The 19,575-nt window shown below is 43.7% G+C and carries 22 protein-coding genes; 18 read left to right on the top strand and 4 right to left on the bottom strand.

The annotated features are described in order from the left end of the window. The first annotated feature begins 476 nt into the window (after nucleotides 1-476). Entirely contained in the window at nucleotides 477-1,421 is a 945-nt protein-coding gene (gene rluC / locus R7F64_RS11890; protein ID WP_021033985.1) for a 23S rRNA pseudouridine(955/2504/2580) synthase RluC, read from the top strand. Nucleotides 1,422-1,479: 58 nt separating this feature from the next. Here rluC and R7F64_RS11885 read toward each other — a convergent pair whose 3' ends face one another. Next, complete coding sequence (locus tag R7F64_RS11885; RefSeq protein WP_025767221.1) at nucleotides 1,480-2,061, bottom strand: Maf family protein; 582 nt, start codon at nucleotides 2,059-2,061, stop codon at nucleotides 1,480-1,482. A gap of 149 nt (nucleotides 2,062-2,210) precedes the next feature. Between R7F64_RS11885 and yceD the strand changes: the two genes are divergently transcribed. From yceD to R7F64_RS11810, 15 genes are all read left to right on the top strand, one after another. Beyond that, nucleotides 2,211-2,735, top strand: coding sequence for a 23S rRNA accumulation protein YceD (gene yceD, locus R7F64_RS11880; protein WP_005387307.1), 525 nt, complete (start codon nucleotides 2,211-2,213; stop codon nucleotides 2,733-2,735). A gap of 59 nt (nucleotides 2,736-2,794) precedes the next feature. After that, on the top strand, nucleotides 2,795-2,965 hold the full coding sequence (gene rpmF, locus R7F64_RS11875) for a 50S ribosomal protein L32 (protein WP_005396978.1): 171 nt from the start codon (nucleotides 2,795-2,797) through the stop codon (nucleotides 2,963-2,965). A 10-nt stretch (nucleotides 2,966-2,975) separates the two neighbouring features. After that, nucleotides 2,976-4,001 carry a phosphate acyltransferase PlsX gene (gene plsX / locus R7F64_RS11870; protein ID WP_047103428.1) on the top strand — a complete coding sequence of 342 codons (1,026 nt, stop codon included), beginning with the start codon at nucleotides 2,976-2,978 and terminating at the stop codon, nucleotides 3,999-4,001. Nucleotides 4,002-4,006: 5 nt separating this feature from the next. Continuing rightward, nucleotides 4,007-4,957: a beta-ketoacyl-ACP synthase III gene (locus R7F64_RS11865; protein WP_318071716.1), complete on the top strand. Its 951-nt coding sequence runs from the start codon at nucleotides 4,007-4,009 to the stop codon at nucleotides 4,955-4,957. Nucleotides 4,958-5,032: 75 nt separating this feature from the next. Beyond that, a complete protein-coding gene (gene fabD, locus R7F64_RS11860) occupies nucleotides 5,033-5,956 on the top strand; it encodes an ACP S-malonyltransferase (protein WP_005387313.1) in 924 nt (307 codons plus the stop codon). 45 nt (nucleotides 5,957-6,001) lie between these two features. Beyond that, the gene (fabG, locus tag R7F64_RS11855; protein WP_025767222.1) at nucleotides 6,002-6,736 is read left to right on the top strand and encodes a 3-oxoacyl-ACP reductase FabG; all 735 of its coding nucleotides are present in this window, start codon (nucleotides 6,002-6,004) and stop codon (nucleotides 6,734-6,736) included. Nucleotides 6,737-6,982: 246 nt separating this feature from the next. Beyond that, on the top strand, nucleotides 6,983-7,216 hold the full coding sequence (acpP, locus tag R7F64_RS11850) for an acyl carrier protein (protein WP_004406112.1): 234 nt from the start codon (nucleotides 6,983-6,985) through the stop codon (nucleotides 7,214-7,216). A gap of 93 nt (nucleotides 7,217-7,309) precedes the next feature. Continuing rightward, a complete protein-coding gene (gene fabF / locus R7F64_RS11845) occupies nucleotides 7,310-8,560 on the top strand; it encodes a beta-ketoacyl-ACP synthase II (protein ID WP_005372948.1) in 1,251 nt (416 codons plus the stop codon). A 107-nt stretch (nucleotides 8,561-8,667) separates the two neighbouring features. Next, the gene (gene pabC, locus R7F64_RS11840; protein WP_042523095.1) at nucleotides 8,668-9,483 is read left to right on the top strand and encodes an aminodeoxychorismate lyase; all 816 of its coding nucleotides are present in this window, start codon (nucleotides 8,668-8,670) and stop codon (nucleotides 9,481-9,483) included. Continuing rightward, nucleotides 9,480-10,496 carry an endolytic transglycosylase MltG gene (gene mltG, locus R7F64_RS11835; RefSeq protein ID WP_025767224.1) on the top strand — a complete coding sequence of 339 codons (1,017 nt, stop codon included), beginning with the start codon at nucleotides 9,480-9,482 and terminating at the stop codon, nucleotides 10,494-10,496. Before pabC ends, mltG begins: the two co-directional genes overlap by 4 nt. Then, complete coding sequence (gene tmk / locus R7F64_RS11830) at nucleotides 10,493-11,125, top strand: dTMP kinase (RefSeq protein ID WP_005387350.1); 633 nt, start codon at nucleotides 10,493-10,495, stop codon at nucleotides 11,123-11,125. The genes mltG and tmk overlap by 4 nt, the downstream gene beginning before the upstream one ends. 24 nt (nucleotides 11,126-11,149) lie before the next feature. After that, on the top strand, nucleotides 11,150-12,112 hold the full coding sequence (locus tag R7F64_RS11825; RefSeq protein WP_258628305.1) for a DNA polymerase III subunit delta': 963 nt from the start codon (nucleotides 11,150-11,152) through the stop codon (nucleotides 12,110-12,112). Next, on the top strand, nucleotides 12,103-12,870 hold the full coding sequence (locus R7F64_RS11820) for a TatD family hydrolase (RefSeq protein WP_005372957.1): 768 nt from the start codon (nucleotides 12,103-12,105) through the stop codon (nucleotides 12,868-12,870). Before R7F64_RS11825 ends, R7F64_RS11820 begins: the two co-directional genes overlap by 10 nt. A gap of 444 nt (nucleotides 12,871-13,314) precedes the next feature. Next, entirely contained in the window at nucleotides 13,315-14,745 is a 1,431-nt protein-coding gene (gene ptsG, locus R7F64_RS11815; RefSeq protein WP_005372959.1) for a PTS glucose transporter subunit IIBC, read from the top strand. 213 nt (nucleotides 14,746-14,958) lie between these two features. Beyond that, nucleotides 14,959-15,360, top strand: coding sequence for a hypothetical protein (locus R7F64_RS11810; RefSeq protein WP_005372960.1), 402 nt, complete (start codon nucleotides 14,959-14,961; stop codon nucleotides 15,358-15,360). A gap of 62 nt (nucleotides 15,361-15,422) precedes the next feature. Here R7F64_RS11810 and R7F64_RS11805 read toward each other — a convergent pair whose 3' ends face one another. The 3 genes from R7F64_RS11805 to R7F64_RS11795 form a co-directional block, all read right to left on the bottom strand. Continuing rightward, a complete protein-coding gene (locus R7F64_RS11805) occupies nucleotides 15,423-15,518 on the bottom strand; it encodes a MetS family NSS transporter small subunit (protein ID WP_005372963.1) in 96 nt (31 codons plus the stop codon). Further along, a complete protein-coding gene (locus tag R7F64_RS11800; protein ID WP_054574792.1) occupies nucleotides 15,515-16,981 on the bottom strand; it encodes a sodium-dependent transporter in 1,467 nt (488 codons plus the stop codon). Before R7F64_RS11800 ends, R7F64_RS11805 begins: the two co-directional genes overlap by 4 nt. 569 nt (nucleotides 16,982-17,550) lie before the next feature. Continuing rightward, nucleotides 17,551-18,141: an outer membrane protein gene (locus tag R7F64_RS11795; RefSeq protein WP_054574791.1), complete on the bottom strand. Its 591-nt coding sequence runs from the start codon at nucleotides 18,139-18,141 to the stop codon at nucleotides 17,551-17,553. A gap of 127 nt (nucleotides 18,142-18,268) precedes the next feature. Here R7F64_RS11795 and R7F64_RS11790 point away from each other — a divergent pair, with 127 nt between their 5' ends. Further along, entirely contained in the window at nucleotides 18,269-18,361 is a 93-nt protein-coding gene (locus R7F64_RS11790; RefSeq protein ID WP_005372970.1) for a YnhF family membrane protein, read from the top strand. Nucleotides 18,362-18,405: 44 nt separating this feature from the next. Continuing rightward, nucleotides 18,406-19,557 carry a patatin family protein gene (locus R7F64_RS11785; protein WP_005372971.1) on the top strand — a complete coding sequence of 384 codons (1,152 nt, stop codon included), beginning with the start codon at nucleotides 18,406-18,408 and terminating at the stop codon, nucleotides 19,555-19,557. Nucleotides 19,558-19,575 lie beyond the last annotated feature (18 nt).

Genomic DNA, 19,575 nt, shown 5'->3' with positions numbered 1-19,575 from the left:
TTGGAAACGTAGACTTGTGACCCGCTATTTGGGCGGTAGGTACTCAACGTGAATATGCGAGGAGTAGGGTGGCAAGAGTGTTGAATTCGATGTGTCTCACGCCAATGCTGCACTCGACCTTCAACGATCTACTCACATTGCTTGAGGATAAATGATTGGTAATGAATAAAATGTAACCAAACCTTCCTTAGCAGCTGTGAACTATAGCAGTGCGCGTGGCTATCAGCAATCTGCTTTCACGCAAACGATAGAAAATTTGCCGCCAAACTCAAAATTTCTATTTTATAACTGGCTGTTTCATAAGCAATTGAGATGTGCAAACTGTTCAAGACAGAAAACAAATTGAGAACTTGATTGAGAGTTTTAATAATTTAAACAAAAGCTTGGCGAAATTTAGACCAGTATGTGCCACCGAGTGTTTCTTTTACGACAAGAATAATGTGAAGTCGCACGAAATTGAGTTTACAATACGGCTCATGAACGAAATAAGAACAAAAGTCCAGTTCGTCGACATTGACGAAGATATGGCGGGTCAGCGCATTGATAATTTTTTGCGCAACCAATTAAAAGACATTCCTAAAAGCATGATTTACAGAATTGTGCGTAAGGGCGAAGTGCGCGTAAATAAAAAGCGTATAAAAGCAGAGTACAAGTTAAAAGCAGGCGATCTCGTTCGTATTCCACCGGTTACCGTCGAGAAAAAAGATGACGATGTCGCACCAAGTACGAAACTTAACAAAGTCGCTGAGTTGGAAAATATGATTATCTTCGAAGATGATCATATGTTGATTCTAAACAAACCATCTGGCACCGCTGTGCATGGTGGCAGTGGTTTAAAGTTTGGTGCGATTGAAGCGCTTAGGGCTCTGCGACCTCAAGCTCGCTTTCTTGAACTTGTGCATCGTATTGACCGTGATACTTCAGGGATTTTGCTGGTTGCGAAGAAGCGTTCTGCACTTCGTCACTTGCAAGCCCAGTTTCGTGAAAAGACAGTAAAGAAGTTTTACTTAGCTCTTGTCATGGGGCAATGGAAAAGCAGTTGTAAGGTTGTGAACGCGCCACTGCTCAAAAACGAAGTGAACAGTATTGTTCGTGTTAACCCTAATGGTAAGCCGTCAGAAACGCGTTTTAAGATTTTGGAAAAGTTCGAACAAGCTACATTGATTCAGGCGAGTCCGATTACTGGTCGAACTCACCAAATCCGAGTTCATACGCAATACACTGGTCACCCAATCGCTTGGGATGATCGCTACGGTGATCGTCGCTTTGATGCTTATACAGGTCAAGTTGGTTTAGATCGTTTGTTCCTACACGCGGCAAACATCAAGTTCCAACACCCATCAAATGATGAGTGGATGGAAATCAACGCACCGATGGAACCGAAACTAGAAAAAGTGTTGGCGGGTTTAAGAAACGCGTAACCATGTTTTCCTCGCGGATGCAAAAGGGAGCCACAGGCTCCCTTTTATCGTATTTGGGTTAAAGGACATCGAGTCCTTGAGCATGCAACATATCAATCAAATCAATCAATGGTAGTCCGACAAGTGTGTTCGGGTCTTTACCAACTAATTTCGTAAACAAACAAATTCCCATGCCTTCGCTTTTAAAGCTGCCTGCGCAGTAAAAAGGTTCTTCCCTGTCGACGTAGCGTTCGATTTGTTCAAGCGTTAAATCTCTAAAGTGCACCTCGAAAGAATCAAAGCCGACTTCTGTATGGCTTGTGAAGGTGTTATGTACCGCAAGACCAGTATAGAAAGTGATGACTTTTCCACTTTGAGCCAAAAGTTGATTTATCGCGTTATCTCTATTTAAAGGCTTGCCAACGATTTCACCATTAATGACACAAACTTGGTCACTGCCGATAACTAAACTTGCTTTATCCGTCTGGCAAGATATTGCTTTCTCTTGGGCCAGTCTCTGCACAAGTTCAGTTGGCGTTTCCTGGTCAAAAGGTGTTTCATCGCAATCAGGTGATAAACAAACGAATGGTAGTGAGAGCTTTTCAAGCAGTTGTTTACGAAAAGGGGAGGTTGAGGCTAAAACCAGTTGGTAATTTTTCATTTTGAATTACAATTCGTGGGAGCATTTCCAATAGGATAATCGATCAAAAATGATTCTGGCTAATGCTCTGTATGTTAAGCGTAAAAAAGTACAACTTTTTTGCCTTTTTCTTTGACTAATTTTGATTTGGAAGATAATATTCGCGCCCTATGCAAAAGGTAAAAATACCGCGAACGGTTGACCCAGCTAAAGCTGCACAGAAACGATTGGATTACGATGGCATCATCCAAGCTAGTCTTTTCAAGCGCTTAGTGGAAACAACTGAAGGCGTAAAACGCGACGCAGAAGTCTCATTGTCATTTGGGATGGATGAACAGCGACTCGTTGTTATCTCTGGTAAAGCTAACATCGAAGTCGATTTAGAGTGTCAGCGTTGTAATGAGGTATTCGCACATGAGTGCGAAGTTGAATTCCTTTCTACTCCTTACTACGGTGAGAAAACAGAACAGGAAGCACCAGAAATTTATGATTTGGTAGATCTAAATGAATATGGTGAATTAGACCTCATACAACTTGTTGAAGACGAGTTCATCTTAGCATTACCTCAAATTGCGATGCACGATGAAGCGGATTGTAGCGTTGATTCAAATAACATGGTTTTTGGTGAGATTCCTGAAGAAATTGAGGAAGAAAAACCGAATCCATTCGACGTTTTGAAAAGTCTGAAAAAGTAATAGGTGTGGTAGCCGATTCTTCTTCAGGTTTTTAACCCAATAGTATAGGAGTAGGGTCAATGGCCGTACAGAAAAACCGTAAAACTCGTTCTAAGCGCGGTATGCGTCGTTCACACGATGCGCTAACTACAGCTGCTCTATCTGTAGACGCGACTTCTGGTGAAACTCACCTACGCCACAACGTAACTGCTGAAGGTTACTACCGTGGTCAAAAGGTTATCAACAAGTAAGGTTGAACCTTTGCAAAGTATTACCGTTGCACTTGATGCAATGGGCGGGGATTTCGGTCCACGCGTAACAGTGCCTGCCGCCGTGCAGGCACTGTCTCATTTCCCAGAGCTAAAAGTGATTCTTATTGGTGATCAATCTCTGATCACGTCTCAATTATCTCAACTCGGTACCTCGACCAGTTCCCGCTTGACTATTCTTCACAGCGAGAAAGTTATCTCGAACTCAGAAAAACCTTCATTGGCGTTGCGTAATAGCCAAAATAGTTCTATGCGTATGGCTATCGATTTGGTTTCTGAGCAGAAAGCGGATGCTTGTGTTAGTGGTGGCAACACCGGTGCATTAATGGCACTATCGCGTTTCATTCTTAAGTTACTTCCTGGCATTGAACGTCCTGCTTTAGTTTCCGCTTTACCGACGATTACCGGAAAGCGCACTTGGATGCTAGATCTGGGGGCGAATGTATCGTGCGATGCTGATAGCTTGTTCCAATTTGCTGTAATGGGCAGTGCATTAGCTGAAGAACACTTGGGTCGTCCTCCTCGCGTTGCTGTACTCAATATTGGCGCAGAAGAGATTAAAGGTAACGATTTAGTCAAACGTTGCGCAGAAATGCTTTCTCAGACCGATGCGATTAACTTTGTCGGTTATATTGAAGGTAATCAAATTTTGCATGATGTTGCGGACGTCATTGTTTGTGATGGATTTGTCGGCAACGTATGCTTAAAAGCCAGTGAGGGAACAGCTCAACTTTTTATCGAAAAAATTAAAACCAGCATAATGGCATCAACGATAAGGGGTTGGATAGCTAGAAAGTTGTTTTCTAGGCTGTTTAATGAACTAAAAACACTGAACCCCGACCAGTATAACGGCGCAAGTTTGCTAGGATTGCGCGGCATTGTCATAAAAAGCCATGGAAGTGCGGATGTATCTGCGATTGTCAATGCACTTGGCGAGGCAGTACACGAGGTCAAACGACAAGTACCAAGCCGTATTAGCGATCGTTTGGAAGCGGTTTTACTCGAGAGGCATTATTAGTCTTCATGTATAGCAAAATTTTAGGTACTGGCAGCTACCTGCCATCTCAGGTGCGTACAAACGCAGATCTAGAGAAAATGGTAGATACAAGTGATGAGTGGATCGTTGCTCGCACGGGTATTAAAGAGCGTCGAATTGCTGCAGAAAACGAAACTGTAGCAGACATGGCATTCTACGCAGCTGAAAACGCTATCGATATGGCGGGTATTGATAAAAACGATATCGACCTGATTATCGTAGCCACAACGAGCAGTAGCCATACTTTCCCTTCATCTGCGTGTCAGGTGCAGGCAAAGCTTGGCATTAAAGGTTGTCCAGCTTTTGACTTAGCCGCTGCTTGTTCTGGTTTTGTGTACGCATTATCTGTTGCAGACCAACATATCAAATCTGGTATGTGCAAAAACGTACTTGTGATTGGTTCAGATGCTTTGTCTAAAACGTGTGATCCGACAGACCGTTCAACCATTATCCTATTTGGTGATGGTGCCGGAGCCGTTGTCGTAGGCGCTAGCCAAGAGCCTGGCATTATCTCTACCCACATATACTCGGATGGTCAATTCGGAGAGCTTCTAAGCCTACCTGTACCTGTGCGGGGGCAAGATGCGGATAAATGGCTTCATATGGCTGGGAACGAAGTATTCAAAGTCGCTGTCACTCAGCTATCGAAACTAGTAAAAGTTACGCTTGAAGCCAACAACATGCATAAGTCTGAACTAGACTGGCTAGTGCCGCACCAAGCGAACTATCGCATTATTTCAGCGACAGCGAAGAAACTTTCGATGTCACTAGACCAAGTCGTGATTACACTTGATAAACACGGCAACACATCAGCTGCGACGGTGCCAACAGCACTAGATGAAGCGGTACGTGATGGTCGTATTAAACGCGGTCAAACTCTGCTTCTTGAAGCGTTTGGCGGCGGATTCACTTGGGGCTCGGCCCTTGTGAAGTTCTAAGTTTCACAAGAATTCAAAATTTAAGGTGCACTTGGTGCATCTTATTTCTTTTTACTTTGCTTAAAGGAAAACAACATGAGCAAGTTTGCTATCGTATTTCCAGGTCAAGGTTCTCAAGCTGTAGGTATGCTTGCAGAACTAGGCGAACAATATGACGTAGTAAAACAAACATTTGCAGAAGCATCTGACGCACTAGGTTACGATCTATGGGCGCTTGTTCAAAATGGACCTGCAGAAGATTTAAACGAGACTTTCCGTACTCAACCAGCTTTGCTAGCTTCATCTGTTGCAATCTGGCGTGTATGGCAGGAACTTGGCTTAGAGCAACCAGCAAACCTAGCCGGTCACAGCCTAGGTGAGTACTCAGCACTTGTATGCGCGGGTGTTATTGACTTTAAAGAAGCCATCAAGCTGGTTGAATTACGTGGTCAACTTATGCAAGAAGCAGTACCAGCTGGTACTGGCGCAATGTACGCGATTATCGGTTTGGCTGATGATGCGATTGCAAAAGCGTGTGAAGACGCAGCGCAAGGCGAAGTGGTCTCTCCAGTAAACTTTAACTCGCCTGGTCAAGTCGTTATCGCTGGTAGCAAAGACGCAGTAGAGCGAGCTGGTGCGCTATGTAAAGAAGCTGGTGCGAAGCGTGCGCTTCCTCTTCCTGTTTCAGTACCTTCACACTGTGCACTTATGAAGCCAGCAGCGGAAAAACTTGCTGTAGCTCTTGAGTCTATCGAATTTAACTCACCACAGCTGCCAGTTATCAACAACGTTGATGTGGTTGCTGAGACAGATCCTGCAAAAATCAAAGATGCGCTTGTTCGTCAGCTACATAGCCCAGTTCGTTGGACTGAAACAGTTGAACTGATGCACGAACAAGGCGTAGAAAATCTTCTTGAGCTTGGTCCTGGTAAAGTTTTAACAGGTCTAACAAAACGTATCGTGAAAACGCTAACTGCAGCAGCAGTGAATGATATCGCATCGCTAGACGCTGCGAAGTAATCCATCAAGCGATAAATTTGCGATAAGAAAAGGAAACACAACATGATGAATCTAGAAGGTAAGATCGCGCTAGTTACCGGCGCAAGCCGTGGTATTGGCCGCGCGATCGCGGAACTTCTTGTCGAGCGAGGTGCTACGGTTATCGGTACTGCTACTTCTGAAAGTGGTGCGGCTGCTATCAGCGAGTATCTTGGTGATAACGGTAAAGGCTTAGCGCTTAACGTGACTGATGTCGAGTCTATCGAAGCGACATTAAAAACGATCAACGAAGAATTTGGTGTGATCGATATTCTGGTGAATAACGCTGGTATTACTCGTGACAACCTATTGATGCGCATGAAAGATGATGAGTGGAACGACATCATCGATACCAACCTAACGCCTATCTACCGCATGTCTAAAGCGGTTTTACGCGGTATGATGAAAAAACGTGCGGGTCGTATCATCAACGTAGGCTCTGTTGTTGGTACCATGGGTAATGCTGGTCAAACTAACTACGCAGCAGCGAAAGCGGGCGTGATTGGTTTTACTAAATCAATGGCTCGTGAAGTTGCGTCTCGTGGTGTAACAGTGAACACTGTTGCTCCTGGTTTCATCGAAACTGACATGACTAAGGCGCTAAGTGATGACCAACGTGCGGCAACTTTGTCGAACGTGCCAGCAGGTCGTTTAGGTGACCCACGTGAAATTGCATCAGCAGTAGTTTTCCTTGCTTCTCCTGAAGCAGCGTACATTACTGGTGAAACTTTGCATGTAAATGGTGGCATGTACATGGTTTAATGCGACAGTTTATGCAAAATAAGCTATTTTACATTGTGAAAAATAGCCTATAGTTGCAGTTAACTGTCATGAACTTGTCATGCTTATGCGCAAGATTTGTGCATGATTTAAGTCAAAAATGTATTGAAATTCGGTTAAATTCGCTAATTTTGTGGTTTGACCAGCAAGGACCCCCTTGCAACTTTCAATAGTTCGAATAAACTACGGAATCATCGCATTAGGCGAAATCTGTAAAGGAAAAGAAAAATGAGCAACATCGAAGAACGCGTAAAGAAAATCATTGTTGAACAGCTAGGTGTAGACGAAGCAGAAGTTAAAAACGAAGCTTCTTTCGTTGATGATCTAGGTGCTGATTCTCTAGACACTGTAGAACTAGTTATGGCTCTAGAAGAGGAATTCGACACTGAGATTCCTGACGAAGAAGCTGAGAAGATCACTACTGTTCAAGCTGCAATCGACTACGTAAACAGCGCTCAGTAATTAGCTCTCCCAGGCGGTCTCCTAGACCGCCTGTGTTCTTTCTAACTTCTTCTATCCTCTCATAGAAATATTCAATTCCCGGAGAATTATATCGTGTCCAAGCGTCGTGTAGTTGTCACTGGCATGGGTATGTTGTCACCGGTAGGCAACACAGTAGAATCATCTTGGAAAGCCCTGCTAGAAGGTCAAAGTGGTATCGTAAATATCGAGCACTTTGATACTACGAACTTCTCAACTCGTTTTGCAGGTCTTGTTAAAGATTTCGATTGCACAGAGTACATGTCTAAAAAAGATGCTCGTAAGATGGACCTTTTCATCCAGTACGGCATTGCAGCGGGTATTCAAGCTCTTGATAACTCTGGCTTACAAATTACCGAAGAAAATGCGGCTCGAGTTGGTGTTGCTATCGGCTCAGGCATTGGCGGTCTTGACCTTATCGAAACTGGCCATACTGCATTAGTAGACAAAGGCCCTCGCAAAGTTAGCCCATTTTTTGTTCCTTCGACCATTGTAAACATGGTTGCAGGTAACCTATCTATCATGCGTGGTCTCCGTGGTCCAAATATCGCGATTTCTACCGCATGTACTACTGGCCTGCATAATATCGGCCATGCAGCACGTATGATTGCCTACGGCGATGCAGATGCGATGGTTGCTGGTGGTGCAGAAAAAGCTTCTACGCCTCTTGGCATGGCTGGCTTCGGTGCAGCTAAAGCACTATCTACTCGTAATGAAGAGCCTCAAAAAGCGTCTCGCCCATGGGATAAAGGCCGTGATGGTTTTGTTCTAGGTGATGGTGCTGGCATGATGGTGCTTGAAGAGTACGAACACGCAAAAGCACGTGGCGCGAAGATTTACGCAGAACTGGTTGGTTTTGGTATGTCTGGTGATGCTTACCACATGACTTCTCCAAGCGAAGATGGCTCTGGTGGTGCACTTGCGATGGAAGCGGCAATGCGTGACGCGAACATCACAGGTACCCAAGTAGGTTATGTGAATGCTCACGGTACATCTACTCCTGCTGGCGACGTTGCAGAAATCAAGGGCGTGAAACGTGCTCTTGGTGAAGAAGGTGCGAAGCAAGTACTTGTATCATCAACTAAGTCTATGACTGGTCACCTATTAGGTGCAGCAGGCTCTGTTGAAGCAATTATCACGGTTATGTCTTTGGTTGACCAAATCGTTCCACCAACGATTAACCTTGATGATCCAGAAGAAGGTCTAGACATCGACCTTGTGCCGCACACTGCGCGCAAAGTTGAAGGTATGGAATACGCTATCTGTAACTCGTTTGGCTTTGGTGGTACAAACGGTTCTTTGATCTTCAAAAAGTTCGCTGAGTAACACTATCTAACCTTATTTAGATAAGCGAAACTTGTATTCTAACGGCTCGATGCTTAGCATTGAGCCGTTTTGTTTTATTTGTTGTCTGCTAATTTGAAGGTACGTGAATGTTTTGGGTAAATGGAGTTCCGCAAACGCATGTAGAGCTAGGTGATCGCTCATTCCAATACGGTGATGGAGGCTTTACCACCATCCTGACCCAAAATGGAGAGTTGGTTTACTGGCAGGAGCATACTGAGCGCATGAGTGCTTGCCTTGACGCTTTGAAGATCTCTTCACCTGACTGGAAAGTTGTGCATGGTTGGGCAAGCAAAGCGGTTTTATCTGACGCACGAGCGGGGGTGAAGATTCACGTTAGCCGCGGTATTGGCGGGCGAGGGTATAGCCCTAATGGGATTAAAGGCCCTATCGTGACGATTTCCAATTTTGCATTTCCTTCTCATTATTCATCTTGGCAAGAACAAGGTGTGGACTTGGGCGTTTGTAATACTCGTCTAGGGATTCAACCTTTACTTGCGGGACATAAGCACAACAACCGTTTAGAGCAGATTCTCGCCAAGGCTGAAATCGACAATACAGAGTTTGCAGATGCAATAACGTTAAATGTGCAAAACCATGTCATTGAAACTACAATGGCCAACCTTTTTTGGGTTAAAGGTAATAAAGTATTTACGCCGGAGCTGACCTTATCAGGCGTTACGGGCGTAATGCGTCGTAAGGTGCTTGAGTTACTTAAAGTAAGTCATATTGAAGTCATCGAGGGGCGTTTTATACTTCCAGATTTGCTGAGTGCTGACGAGGCTTTCATGTGTAACTCAATATTAGGTGTCGCACCTATTCGCAGCATAGTGACATCGAACTCTAAGACTATATTTCCGATAGGAAAATTGACTCAACGACTGCAAGGGAATTTAACTACGTGATTAAAAAACTGTTGGCTTTTGTTGTGCTGATCGCAGTGATAGGCGCAGCAGCTGTTTTTTATATAATTTCACAGGCTAAACAATACGTTGAAAAGCCTATTCTATTGGAACAACCTCAGCTGTTTACTGTAGAAAGTGGTACAAGCTTTCATCATGTCATGCGCGCCTTAGTTGAAGATGAGGTGATTGAAACATCGGAGTACATCCGTTTAATTCCTCACTTATATCCAGAATTGTTGCAAGTGCGAGCGGGTACTTACCAACTTGAGCCTGGTATGTCACTTTCGCAAACATTGGAGCATCTGAATACTGGAAAAGAATACCAGTTTGCGATCACTTTTGTTGAAGGCAGCCGCTTTTCTGAATGGGTAGATCAACTAAAAAGTGCTCCTTATTTAAAGCATGATTTAACCGATCTTTCAGAAAAAGAAATGGCTGCGAAGCTCGGAATTGAGAGAGAAAAGCTAGAAGGGTTGTTTTTAGCAGAAACCTACCATTACACAGCGGGTGCGAGTGAAAGCCAGTTATTAAAACGAGCGCATCGAAAACTCAATAAAATACTGGATGCTAACTGGGAAGCGCGTCAAGAAAAGCTGCCATTACAGGACAAATATGAAGCCTTGATTCTCGCGTCTATCATCGAGAAAGAGACGGCTATTGATTCTGAGCGTGAGCGCGTCGCTTCTGTGTTTATCAACCGATTGAACAAACGCATGCGGTTACAAACTGATCCGACAGTTATTTATGGTATGGGTGACGCCTACGATGGCAACATTCGTAAGAAAGATTTGCGTACGCCGACACCATATAACACCTATACCATCAATGGATTGCCACCAACACCGATTGCGATGGCTGGTGAAGCTTCCATTGAAGCGGCTTTGAATCCAGAAAGCAGCAACTATTTATATTTTGTAGCAAGTGGAAAGGGCGGACATGTATTCTCGAAATCCCTTGCTGAGCACAACCGTGCTGTTCGTGCCTATTTAAGAGAACTAAGAAAGAACAAATGATGAAAGCAAACTTTATTGTCGTTGAAGGCCTAGAAGGCGCGGGTAAAAGCACTGCGATTAAAACCGTTTTAGATACGCTAAAAGCGGCCGGTATTGAGGATATCGTAAATACCCGTGAGCCAGGAGGCACACCGCTAGCAGAAAAAATGCGCGCTCTGGTGAAAGAAGAGCACGAAGGTGAAGAACTTAAGGACATGACGGAGTTGCTTCTTCTGTACGCTGCACGTGTTCAGTTGGTTGAGAACGTGATCAAACCAGCTTTGGAAAACGGTCAGTGGGTGGTTGGTGACCGACACGATATGTCGTCGCAAGCTTATCAAGGTGGTGGCCGTCAGATTGACGCATCGTTAATGAAAAATCTCCGGGATACAACGCTTGGTGATTTTAAACCTGCTCTTACTCTCTATATGGACATTGACCCTCGTGTTGGGCTTGAGCGTGCGCGTGGGCGTGGTGAGTTAGATCGTATAGAGAAGATGGATATTAGTTTCTTCGAGCGTACACGTGAGCGTTATTTGGAGATTGCTCATGCCGATCCTTCCATCGTTATCATTAACGCAGAACAGACGATTGAAGGCGTGTCGCGTGATATTCGGGACGCTCTAAACGAGTGGCTAGCTCGTCAATAAGTGAAATGTAAATTTAGGTGACTCATGTTAAATGATTATCCATGGCTACAGCCAATATGGGATAACCTCAAAGTAGGGTTAGAGTCGGACAGAATACCAGGTGCGCTTTTATTACAAAGCGATCAGGGCTTAGGCATCGAAAAACTTATCGAGTTTTTTAGCCAAGCGCTTCTTTGCCAAAATTACGCGAGTGAAGCATGCGGTTTTTGTCATAGCTGCCAGCTAAATCAATCTCAAAACCACCCTGATTTACACTGGGTCAAGCCAGAGAAAGAAGGAAAGGCGATAACGGTGGACCAAATTCGCGCTTGTAACCGTCTTGCTCAGGAATCATCTCAGCTTAATGGTTACCGCCTATTTGTAATAGAACCGGCGGACTCTATGAACGAGTCGGCATCGAATGCGCTGTTAAAGACGCTAGAAGAGCCTGGGGCAAAGTGCTTGTTTTTGCTCGTTACCCACAATCAGGAGCGTCTGCTCCCAACGATTCGTAGCCGTTGCCAACACTGGGTTGTTGCGCCTCCGTCAGCGGAACAAGCAATGCAATGGATGCACGAACAAGGGGCGAAGCAAGTTCCTGCTTATGCCTTAAAACTGAATATGGGCTCTCCAATAAAAACATTGGATGCGTTAAATAATGGTGATCTCGAAGCTTACTTGGCTTTTGAACGCAGTTTTATTAAGGCAATGTCTTCGCCTGTTTCAGACGTTTCTGAGTGTGCTTCTTTAATCGCTAAACACTCAGAGCAATCACTAGACTGGGCATGGTATTTACTGACAGATGCTCAGAAAGCGCAGTTTGGTGTATCAGAAGCTCAAATGCTTCCGGGCGCGACAAAGTTTCAACCGGACAACTATAACGGTTTGTACTCATCAGCGAAGGCGCTGATGAACCTGAAAGCTCAGGTGCAAGCCTTTCCTGGCCTGAACCTTGAGCTACTATCAATGAATTGGTTAATTGAATCACGAGAGGCATTATGTTCGTAGATTCTCATTGTCATTTAGACAAATTGAATTACGACGATCTCCACATCAATGTGGAAGACGTTATTAACAAAGCTAAACAAGCAAACGTAACTGAGCTACTTTCTGTTGGAGTAACGCTGGATTCTTTCCCGAAAATGATGGAAATGATCGAGCCTTATGACAATGTTTATGCTTCGTGCGGTGTGCACCCACTTGATGTTGAAAGCGACTTTTCGATGGACGTATTGCGCCACCATGCGTCGAATGCAAAAGTCGTCGCTATTGGCGAAACGGGTTTAGATTATCATTACAAGCCCGAAACGGCCGCGTTACAGAAAGAGCGCTTTGAGCAACACGTTGATCTTGCAGTGGAGCTCAACAAACCTTTAATTATCCATACCAGAAACGCACGTGCGGATACTCTAGATATTTTGCGTAAGGGTGGGGCAGAGAAATGTGGTGGTGTTATCCACTGTTTTACAGAAGATCTTCCATTTGCTGAAGCTGCACTGGAGCTGGGGTTTTATATTTCTATCTCGGGGATTGTTACTTTCCGTCAAGCTACAGAGTTAAAAGAAGTGGTGAAGACTCTACCTTTAGAGAAGCTTCTTATTGAGACAGATTCTCCTTACTTGGCTCCTGTTCCCCATCGTGGCAAAGAGAATCAACCCGCTTACGTTGTCGAAGTCGCTTCTTATATTGCGCAACTCAAATCGTGCTCTCTTTCTGAAGTGGCACAAAAAACCACCGAAAACTTCCGAAATCTTTTTTTGCGATGAAAAAATAATAAGAGCATAAAAAAGGAGCTTAGGCTCCTTTTTTGTTGATAAAAACAACAGATACGCTCACGAGTTTAATGTTTACTAAAAATGTTGATTTAATAACATTCAAAAATCACAAATGTAATTTTGTTACTAAAAATAACATTGGGGCGTATTTTATTTACGCCTTAAAATTAATTATATAAATAATTAATTCTTTATAAAACAGTAATATAAGTGCAATGCAAACCTTTTCATCGGCTGTTTTTGGGTGTGATCCAAGACTTGTTTTGAAACTAAATTTCGTAACTGTGTGGAAAGTTTGAGGGTCATCAATATATATTTAGAGCCGGAAAATATAATGCAGTTGTGGTTACATTTTCATTGGGTGCTAACCTTTAGGCTACGGGGGTGTGCCGTTAGTGCCCAAATAATACTTATAAATTTATCAGGAGCATAAACATGTTTAAGAACCTTTTTGCTAACCTGCAAAAAGTTGGTAAGGCTCTGATGCTTCCAGTATCAGTTTTACCAGTTGCAGGTATTTTATTAGGTGTGGGTGCTGCCCATCTAAGCTTTATTCCAGAGATCGTTTCTAATCTTATGGAACAAGCTGGTGGTTCAGTATTCGGCCAAATGGCACTTCTATTTGCAGTAGGTGTAGCTCTAGGCTTCACTAACAACGACGGTGTTGCAGGTCTTGCAGCTATCGTTGGTTACGGCATCATGACGGCAACGCTAGGTGTAATGGCGGGCGTTATGGGTGTTGAGAAAATCGATACAGGTGTACTAGGTGGTATCCTTGTCGGTGGTGTGGCTGCTTGGGCATTCAACCGTTTCTTCAAAATCCAACTTCCAGAGTACCTTGGCTTCTTCGCTGGTAAGCGCGCAGTGCCAATCATCACTGGTTTTGCTGCGATCATCCTAGGTGTTATCCTTTCTGTTATCTGGCCACCAATTGGCGGTGCAATTTCTGCATTCTCTGATTGGGCTGCACACCAAAACCCACAGCTAGCATTCGGTATCTACGGTGTTGTTGAGCGTTCTCTAATCCCATTCGGTCTACACCACGTATGGAACGTACCGTTCTTCTTCGAAGCAGGTTCTTGTGTTAACGCTGCCGGTGAAGCTCAAAATGGTGTACTAACTTGTTACCTAGTTGCTGATGAAGCATCTCGTGCTGCTGGTAATGGCTTCGGTCAGCTAGCGGGTGGTTACATGTTCAAGATGTTCGGTCTACCAGCTGCAGCAATCGCAATTGCTCATTGTGCTAAACCAGAAAACCGTGCAAAAGTAATGGGTATCATGGCGTCAGCTGCACTGACTTCATTCCTAACTGGTATTACTGAGCCAATCGAATTCTCATTCCTATTCGTTGCTCCACTACTATACGGTATCCACGCTCTACTAGCTGGTTCTGCATACATCGTTTCGAACACTCTAGGCTTTGTACACGGTACTTCTTTCTCTCACGGTCTGATCGACTTCCTAGTTCTATCTGGTAACGCTCAGAAGATGGTGCTAATGATTGCCGTTGGTCTAGTTTACGCAGTAATTTACTACGTAGTGTTCCGTGGTGTAATCACAGCGCTTGACCTAAAAACACCTGGCCGTGAAGATGAAACGGAAAGTGCAGCTGTAACTTCTGGCTCTGATATGGGCGGTGAACTGGTTGCAGCGTTTGGCGGTAAAGCTAACATTACTGGTCTAGATGCATGTATCACACGTCTACGTGTAGCAGTTGCAGATACAGCAGCTGTTGACCAAGACAAGCTAAAACAACTAGGCGCTGCTGGTGTTGTAGTTGTAGCTGGTGGTGTACAGGCTATCTTCGGTACTAAGTCTGATAACCTAAAAACTGAAATGGATGAGTGGATTCGTAACCACGGTTAATCGCAGTCATTCATAGTAATGCATAAAAGGAGGCTTCGGCCTCCTTTTTTAGTTCCTATTTTATTAACTGACAGTTCCTTTTTTAGTGTGATCCTAAACTCATCTTTACTTTTGTCAGCTTTTTCATACATCGAGCTTACCCATCGTTGACATATTGATATGCCATTATGTTTGAATAGCGAATAATGTTTTTTTGAATAATTGATAACGTGTATGAAGAACAAATTCATTTTAGTTTTGGGACTAGTTTCTAGTACGGCAATGGCGGCAAGCGAACCAACGGATCTATCAGTTGGTATGGCTGTCGATCAACAATTAAGTGTTGTTGTAGAGTTAGATAACAAATATCGTGGCATTATCGGAAACGATGGTATGGCGTTTGATTACATCGCTAAGCGTGGAACATTCGATCAAAACATGCCTGTGACTTGGTATGTCGGCGTTGGTGGCTGGTATGAATGGGATGACGAGTTTGGTGTGAGAGTACCGCTTGGTGTGAACTGGGATTTATCACGCGGCTGGGACCTTTATGGTCAAATACACCCAGAGCTAGATCTTTACAAAGGTGCTGACTTGCAGCTCGGCGGCGCCGTTGGCATCAAATACAGTTTCTAGAATAAAAGAAACATAAAAAACGCCGGTAAATACCGGCGTTTTTTGTTTGGAATGCAATATTGCTATTGTTTATCCATGGCTCGCTTGATGCAAACGGCAGCTCCGCCCCAAGTGATACCTAAACCAATAACCATCATAATAATTGCGCTGATTGTCATTTTGCTGTCTCCTTGCGGTTCACTGCGTTGATCACTAGACCAAAGATAAAGAGTGCGGCGATAAGTGCCCAGCCTAAAGTTAGATCATAGCCACCGTAGCCTTCAGTAGTTAGGGCGTATAGCTTGGTCGCTAAGATAATGGCGAGCATGATTGGTGTAACGAAGCGTAAGCAGATCTCGAACCATTGACCAACAGAGAAATCAGAGCGCTCGTTAACGTAATTACGTACTTCTGGCACGCGCTTCAATAGCCACGCCATCAAGACAATCTCAACCAGACCACCAACCATGATGCCAACGTTGTTTGCAAAGTGGTCTACTAGATCGAGTAGCAGCAGACCGCCATTGGTAGCAAACGCCATAGAGACAACGAAGCCAATACCAATCACAACATTTGCAGCTTTTTTACGGCTCCACTTCAGCTTGTCGATAATGGCTGAAGTTACGGCTTCCATAATTGAAATATGCGAACTTAGACCAGCAACCACCAGTGCAAAGAAGAACAGTGGACCAAGAATATATGGGGCAGGTAGTAGGTTAATTGCCGCAGGTAAAGTAACAAAAGCCAAGCCAACGCCTGCAGATACCACCTCTGTTAACGGCTTACCTTGCTCTTGAGCCATGTAACCCAATACTGAGAAGATCATGATGCCGGCTAGGATCGAGAAGCCACAGTTGATCAACACGGTCATAAACGCGTTATTCGTTATGTCCGACTTTTCTGGTAGGTAGCTAGAGTAAGCTAGCATGATGGCGAAGCCGATACTTAGCGTAAAGAAGATCTGACCATATGCCGCTGCCCATACTTTCACATCCCAAATTTTGCTGAAATCGGGTTCGAACATGTAGTTCACGCCATCTAGAGCTCCTGGCAAGAAAATCATACGTCCGATTAAGAAAATCACCATCAAGAATAGGATTGGCATCATAATTTTAGATGCTCGTTCAATTCCTGACTTCACGCCTTTGGCAATAGCGGTGTAAGTAATTGCCCAAGCAATCACCATGGATAAAGCAATCTTCCATTGAATACTGCCTAAGTCTGTTGGTGAGTTGTCACCTAGCTTTAGGTATTCACTAAAGAAAAATGCGTTGGTATCGGTTCCCCAACCTTGAGTGAACGACAACCCAAAGTAAGAAATCGACCAACCGATAACAGCCACATAGTAAACGGCAATAACTGCAGCCACACCAACTTGGAACCAGCCAAGCCATTCAAATTTAGAATGAATTTTCGCTAGTGTTTTTGGTGCCGAGCCTCGGTATTTTTGTCCCATACTGAACTCAAGGATCATAAATGGAATACCGGCAGTGATCATGGCAAAAATGTAAGGAATAAAAAATGCGCCGCCACCGTTTTCATAGGCCATGTATGGGAAACGCCAAATGTTTCCCAAACCGATAGCAGACCCAACTGCTGCTAAGATGAATCCCGCCCGGGATCCCCATTGTTCTCGCTTCATATTTGACTCCTATAAGACTCCCTGAGGAATGAAGCTCTCTACGTAACACAGTAATAATTGCGCAAACAGTTGGAAGAAAGGACCGCTGTTATCCATCAGCTTTTCTATCCTTAATTCTAACTTATTATAATTTTATAGAGCTATATTCTGGCTACTGTAAGAGAAAGTAGATTATTAATCTTAAAATTTTGATGTGTGTTTGATAAAACTGAAATATTTATCTGTTTTCACTGATCAGACTAACTTCTAATAATACTTAGCGCAATAGAATCTAAATGTTAATTCAGATGCGTTGTCTGGTTTTAATCTTGTTAAATTTGAGTTTGATTGTGGTTTTGTGTGGTTGGGTGGTTGTTTGTCTGGAATAAATGACTGGGATCTAATAATTGCTTTGGTGTTTAAGACTATTTTGATTAATTAGGGCGTACGGCTATCTTTTGTGCACCTATCTAGATGATGCTTCGTTACTTTGCCAAACAATGGTGTTTAGACGATATTCTTTATCGGCTCTATGCAGGACTCGTTCAGCGTTCTTTGTGACGAGCCCTACAGAGGAACATGCATAAAAATTAGAAGCGGAAACTAAAACCAACATTTGATTGGAATTGGTTCATCCAATCAGTATCGAACTTAATGATACAGTTTGAGCCGTCATTAGGTAGAGTACAGGCGCCAGATGTATCGTTATCAACGACCGTTCCTAACCATCTCAGTTGGGCTGTTAACGCAAAGTTCTTTGAAAATTCATATTCCAGCCCTGCAAAAGCGCTAGCCGAAAATCCGTATTTTTTGTCTACCCAATCCACATCGGCGTAAGAAGCCCCCAAGCCTACACCGATATAGGTTTGCCAATTTGCTGCGACAGGATAGTACATGCTGCTTTGGAAGTGCAGATAATGGATATCTGCCGAGTTGGACAGCTTTTCAAGTTCCGTCGATTGATTGGAGTAAAACAATCCGATCCTTCCTTTTTCTAAGGGAGTCTCGACTGAAAGAGCGTAATTCACTGCGGGGTCGAGATCGTATGTATTACCACTTTCATCCTCTACTTGGCCGCCTCCTGTATAGCCTATGTATGGTGTAACGATGATATTCGCTTGTGCATTGATAGCAGTACTCATCATCATGATTCCTACTAGCCAGCTGAGTTTTTGGTTCATGCCCTATCTCCTTATTATGACTAAGCTAATTGTGATGGGTTAGTCAAAATTGCGCGACTAAATTAAGCAAATCTTGAACATATTTCACACCGGTGTTATTAATTTGTTACATATTAAGGAGGTGTTTATGGAACACGATCTAAAATCCGCATTAATCATTGTGGTGACTGTTTTTGCAGTGCTTTTGTCATTTGGCATCATTGCTATTACAACAGCTTAAGATAACCACTTTTACCAAACGTTTTAACAAAATGGCGTGAGCCTATGATACGTAACAGCGGTATAATCACAGAAAGCCATGCAGAGCTTGATGTAAAAGTTTATGAGCACTTTAGGCATGGTAAAACTGCTTTAGTCACGCAAGGTGGAGGGCAGAGAGGGATTTTTACCGCTGGCGTTTTAGACGCCTTTTTACTTTCCAACTTCGATCCTTTCGATGAATTCTATGGCACCTCTGCCGGAGCACTCAACTTATGCTCTTACTTGTGTCGTCAACATGGCATGGGCAAAGCTTTTATTACCGAGCTGACAACGTCTCCTGAATTTTTTAATCTGTTTCGCTATATCCGAAAGCAGCAGTACTTAGGTTTAGAGTGGGCATTAGAACGGATTCAAGATTTCCCATACAAGCTTGACCTTGATTTAGGTCGCAGTGCATTGGGAAAACGAGGAGCGTTTGCTGCGGTAACGAATATAGAGACGCTATCAGATCAATATCTACCAATCTTGGATGACTCGTGGTTTAACACTATGCTAGCGACATGTGCGATTCCCAAGTTGTACCACGGACCTGTCGACGTAAATGGCAATAAGTTTGTGGATGGCGGCGTGTCTGCCTCTATCCCTGTACAAGAAGCGTGGCGTCAGAATGCTCGCAACATTATTGTCATTCGCACAGAGCCGTTTTCAGAGATTGAAGCGAGAGCCCAAAGTGAAGTGGGGGATGTGCCTGTCGAATGGTATCGGGAGTCTATCAACTCAGTACAGCAATCATGGCAGCAAAAAGTGAATCAGTGGAAGCTGGATTGGGCGTCGTTCTTCCAACAAAAAATTAATGCAGCACATCAATCGAAGCTTGCAGGGAAAATGCTGTTAAATGGAGGTCGTTGGTTGTTCGGTGCCGATAACTTGTATCGTTTAAGTCATCTGATTGGTGAGAATTTTGATTCAGGTTTAGCCGACATGCTGATGATTCATTATCAAACATTTGAGCTCACTCAGGCCTTTATATCTGCTCCACCTGACGACACTTTTATTTTACAAGTTGCGCCTAAAGAGGGACTTCGTTCTTCTTCTTTGTTAAGTGACCAAGAGTCACTAGAGCATGACTATCAACTTGGGCTTCAAGCTGGGTTTAACCTAGTTCAACTCTATGACCAGCTGGATGTTGAAATTGATGGTAGAGAGAGTGCATAAACCTTCTTACGTTCACGA

Source organism: Vibrio sp. Vb1980, from assembly GCF_033338615.1.
In the GTDB taxonomy this organism is placed as follows: Bacteria; Pseudomonadota; Gammaproteobacteria; order Enterobacterales; family Vibrionaceae; genus Vibrio; species Vibrio alginolyticus.
The sequence above is the reverse complement of the archived record's forward strand: the minus strand, read 5'-3'. Positions and strand labels throughout refer to the sequence as shown.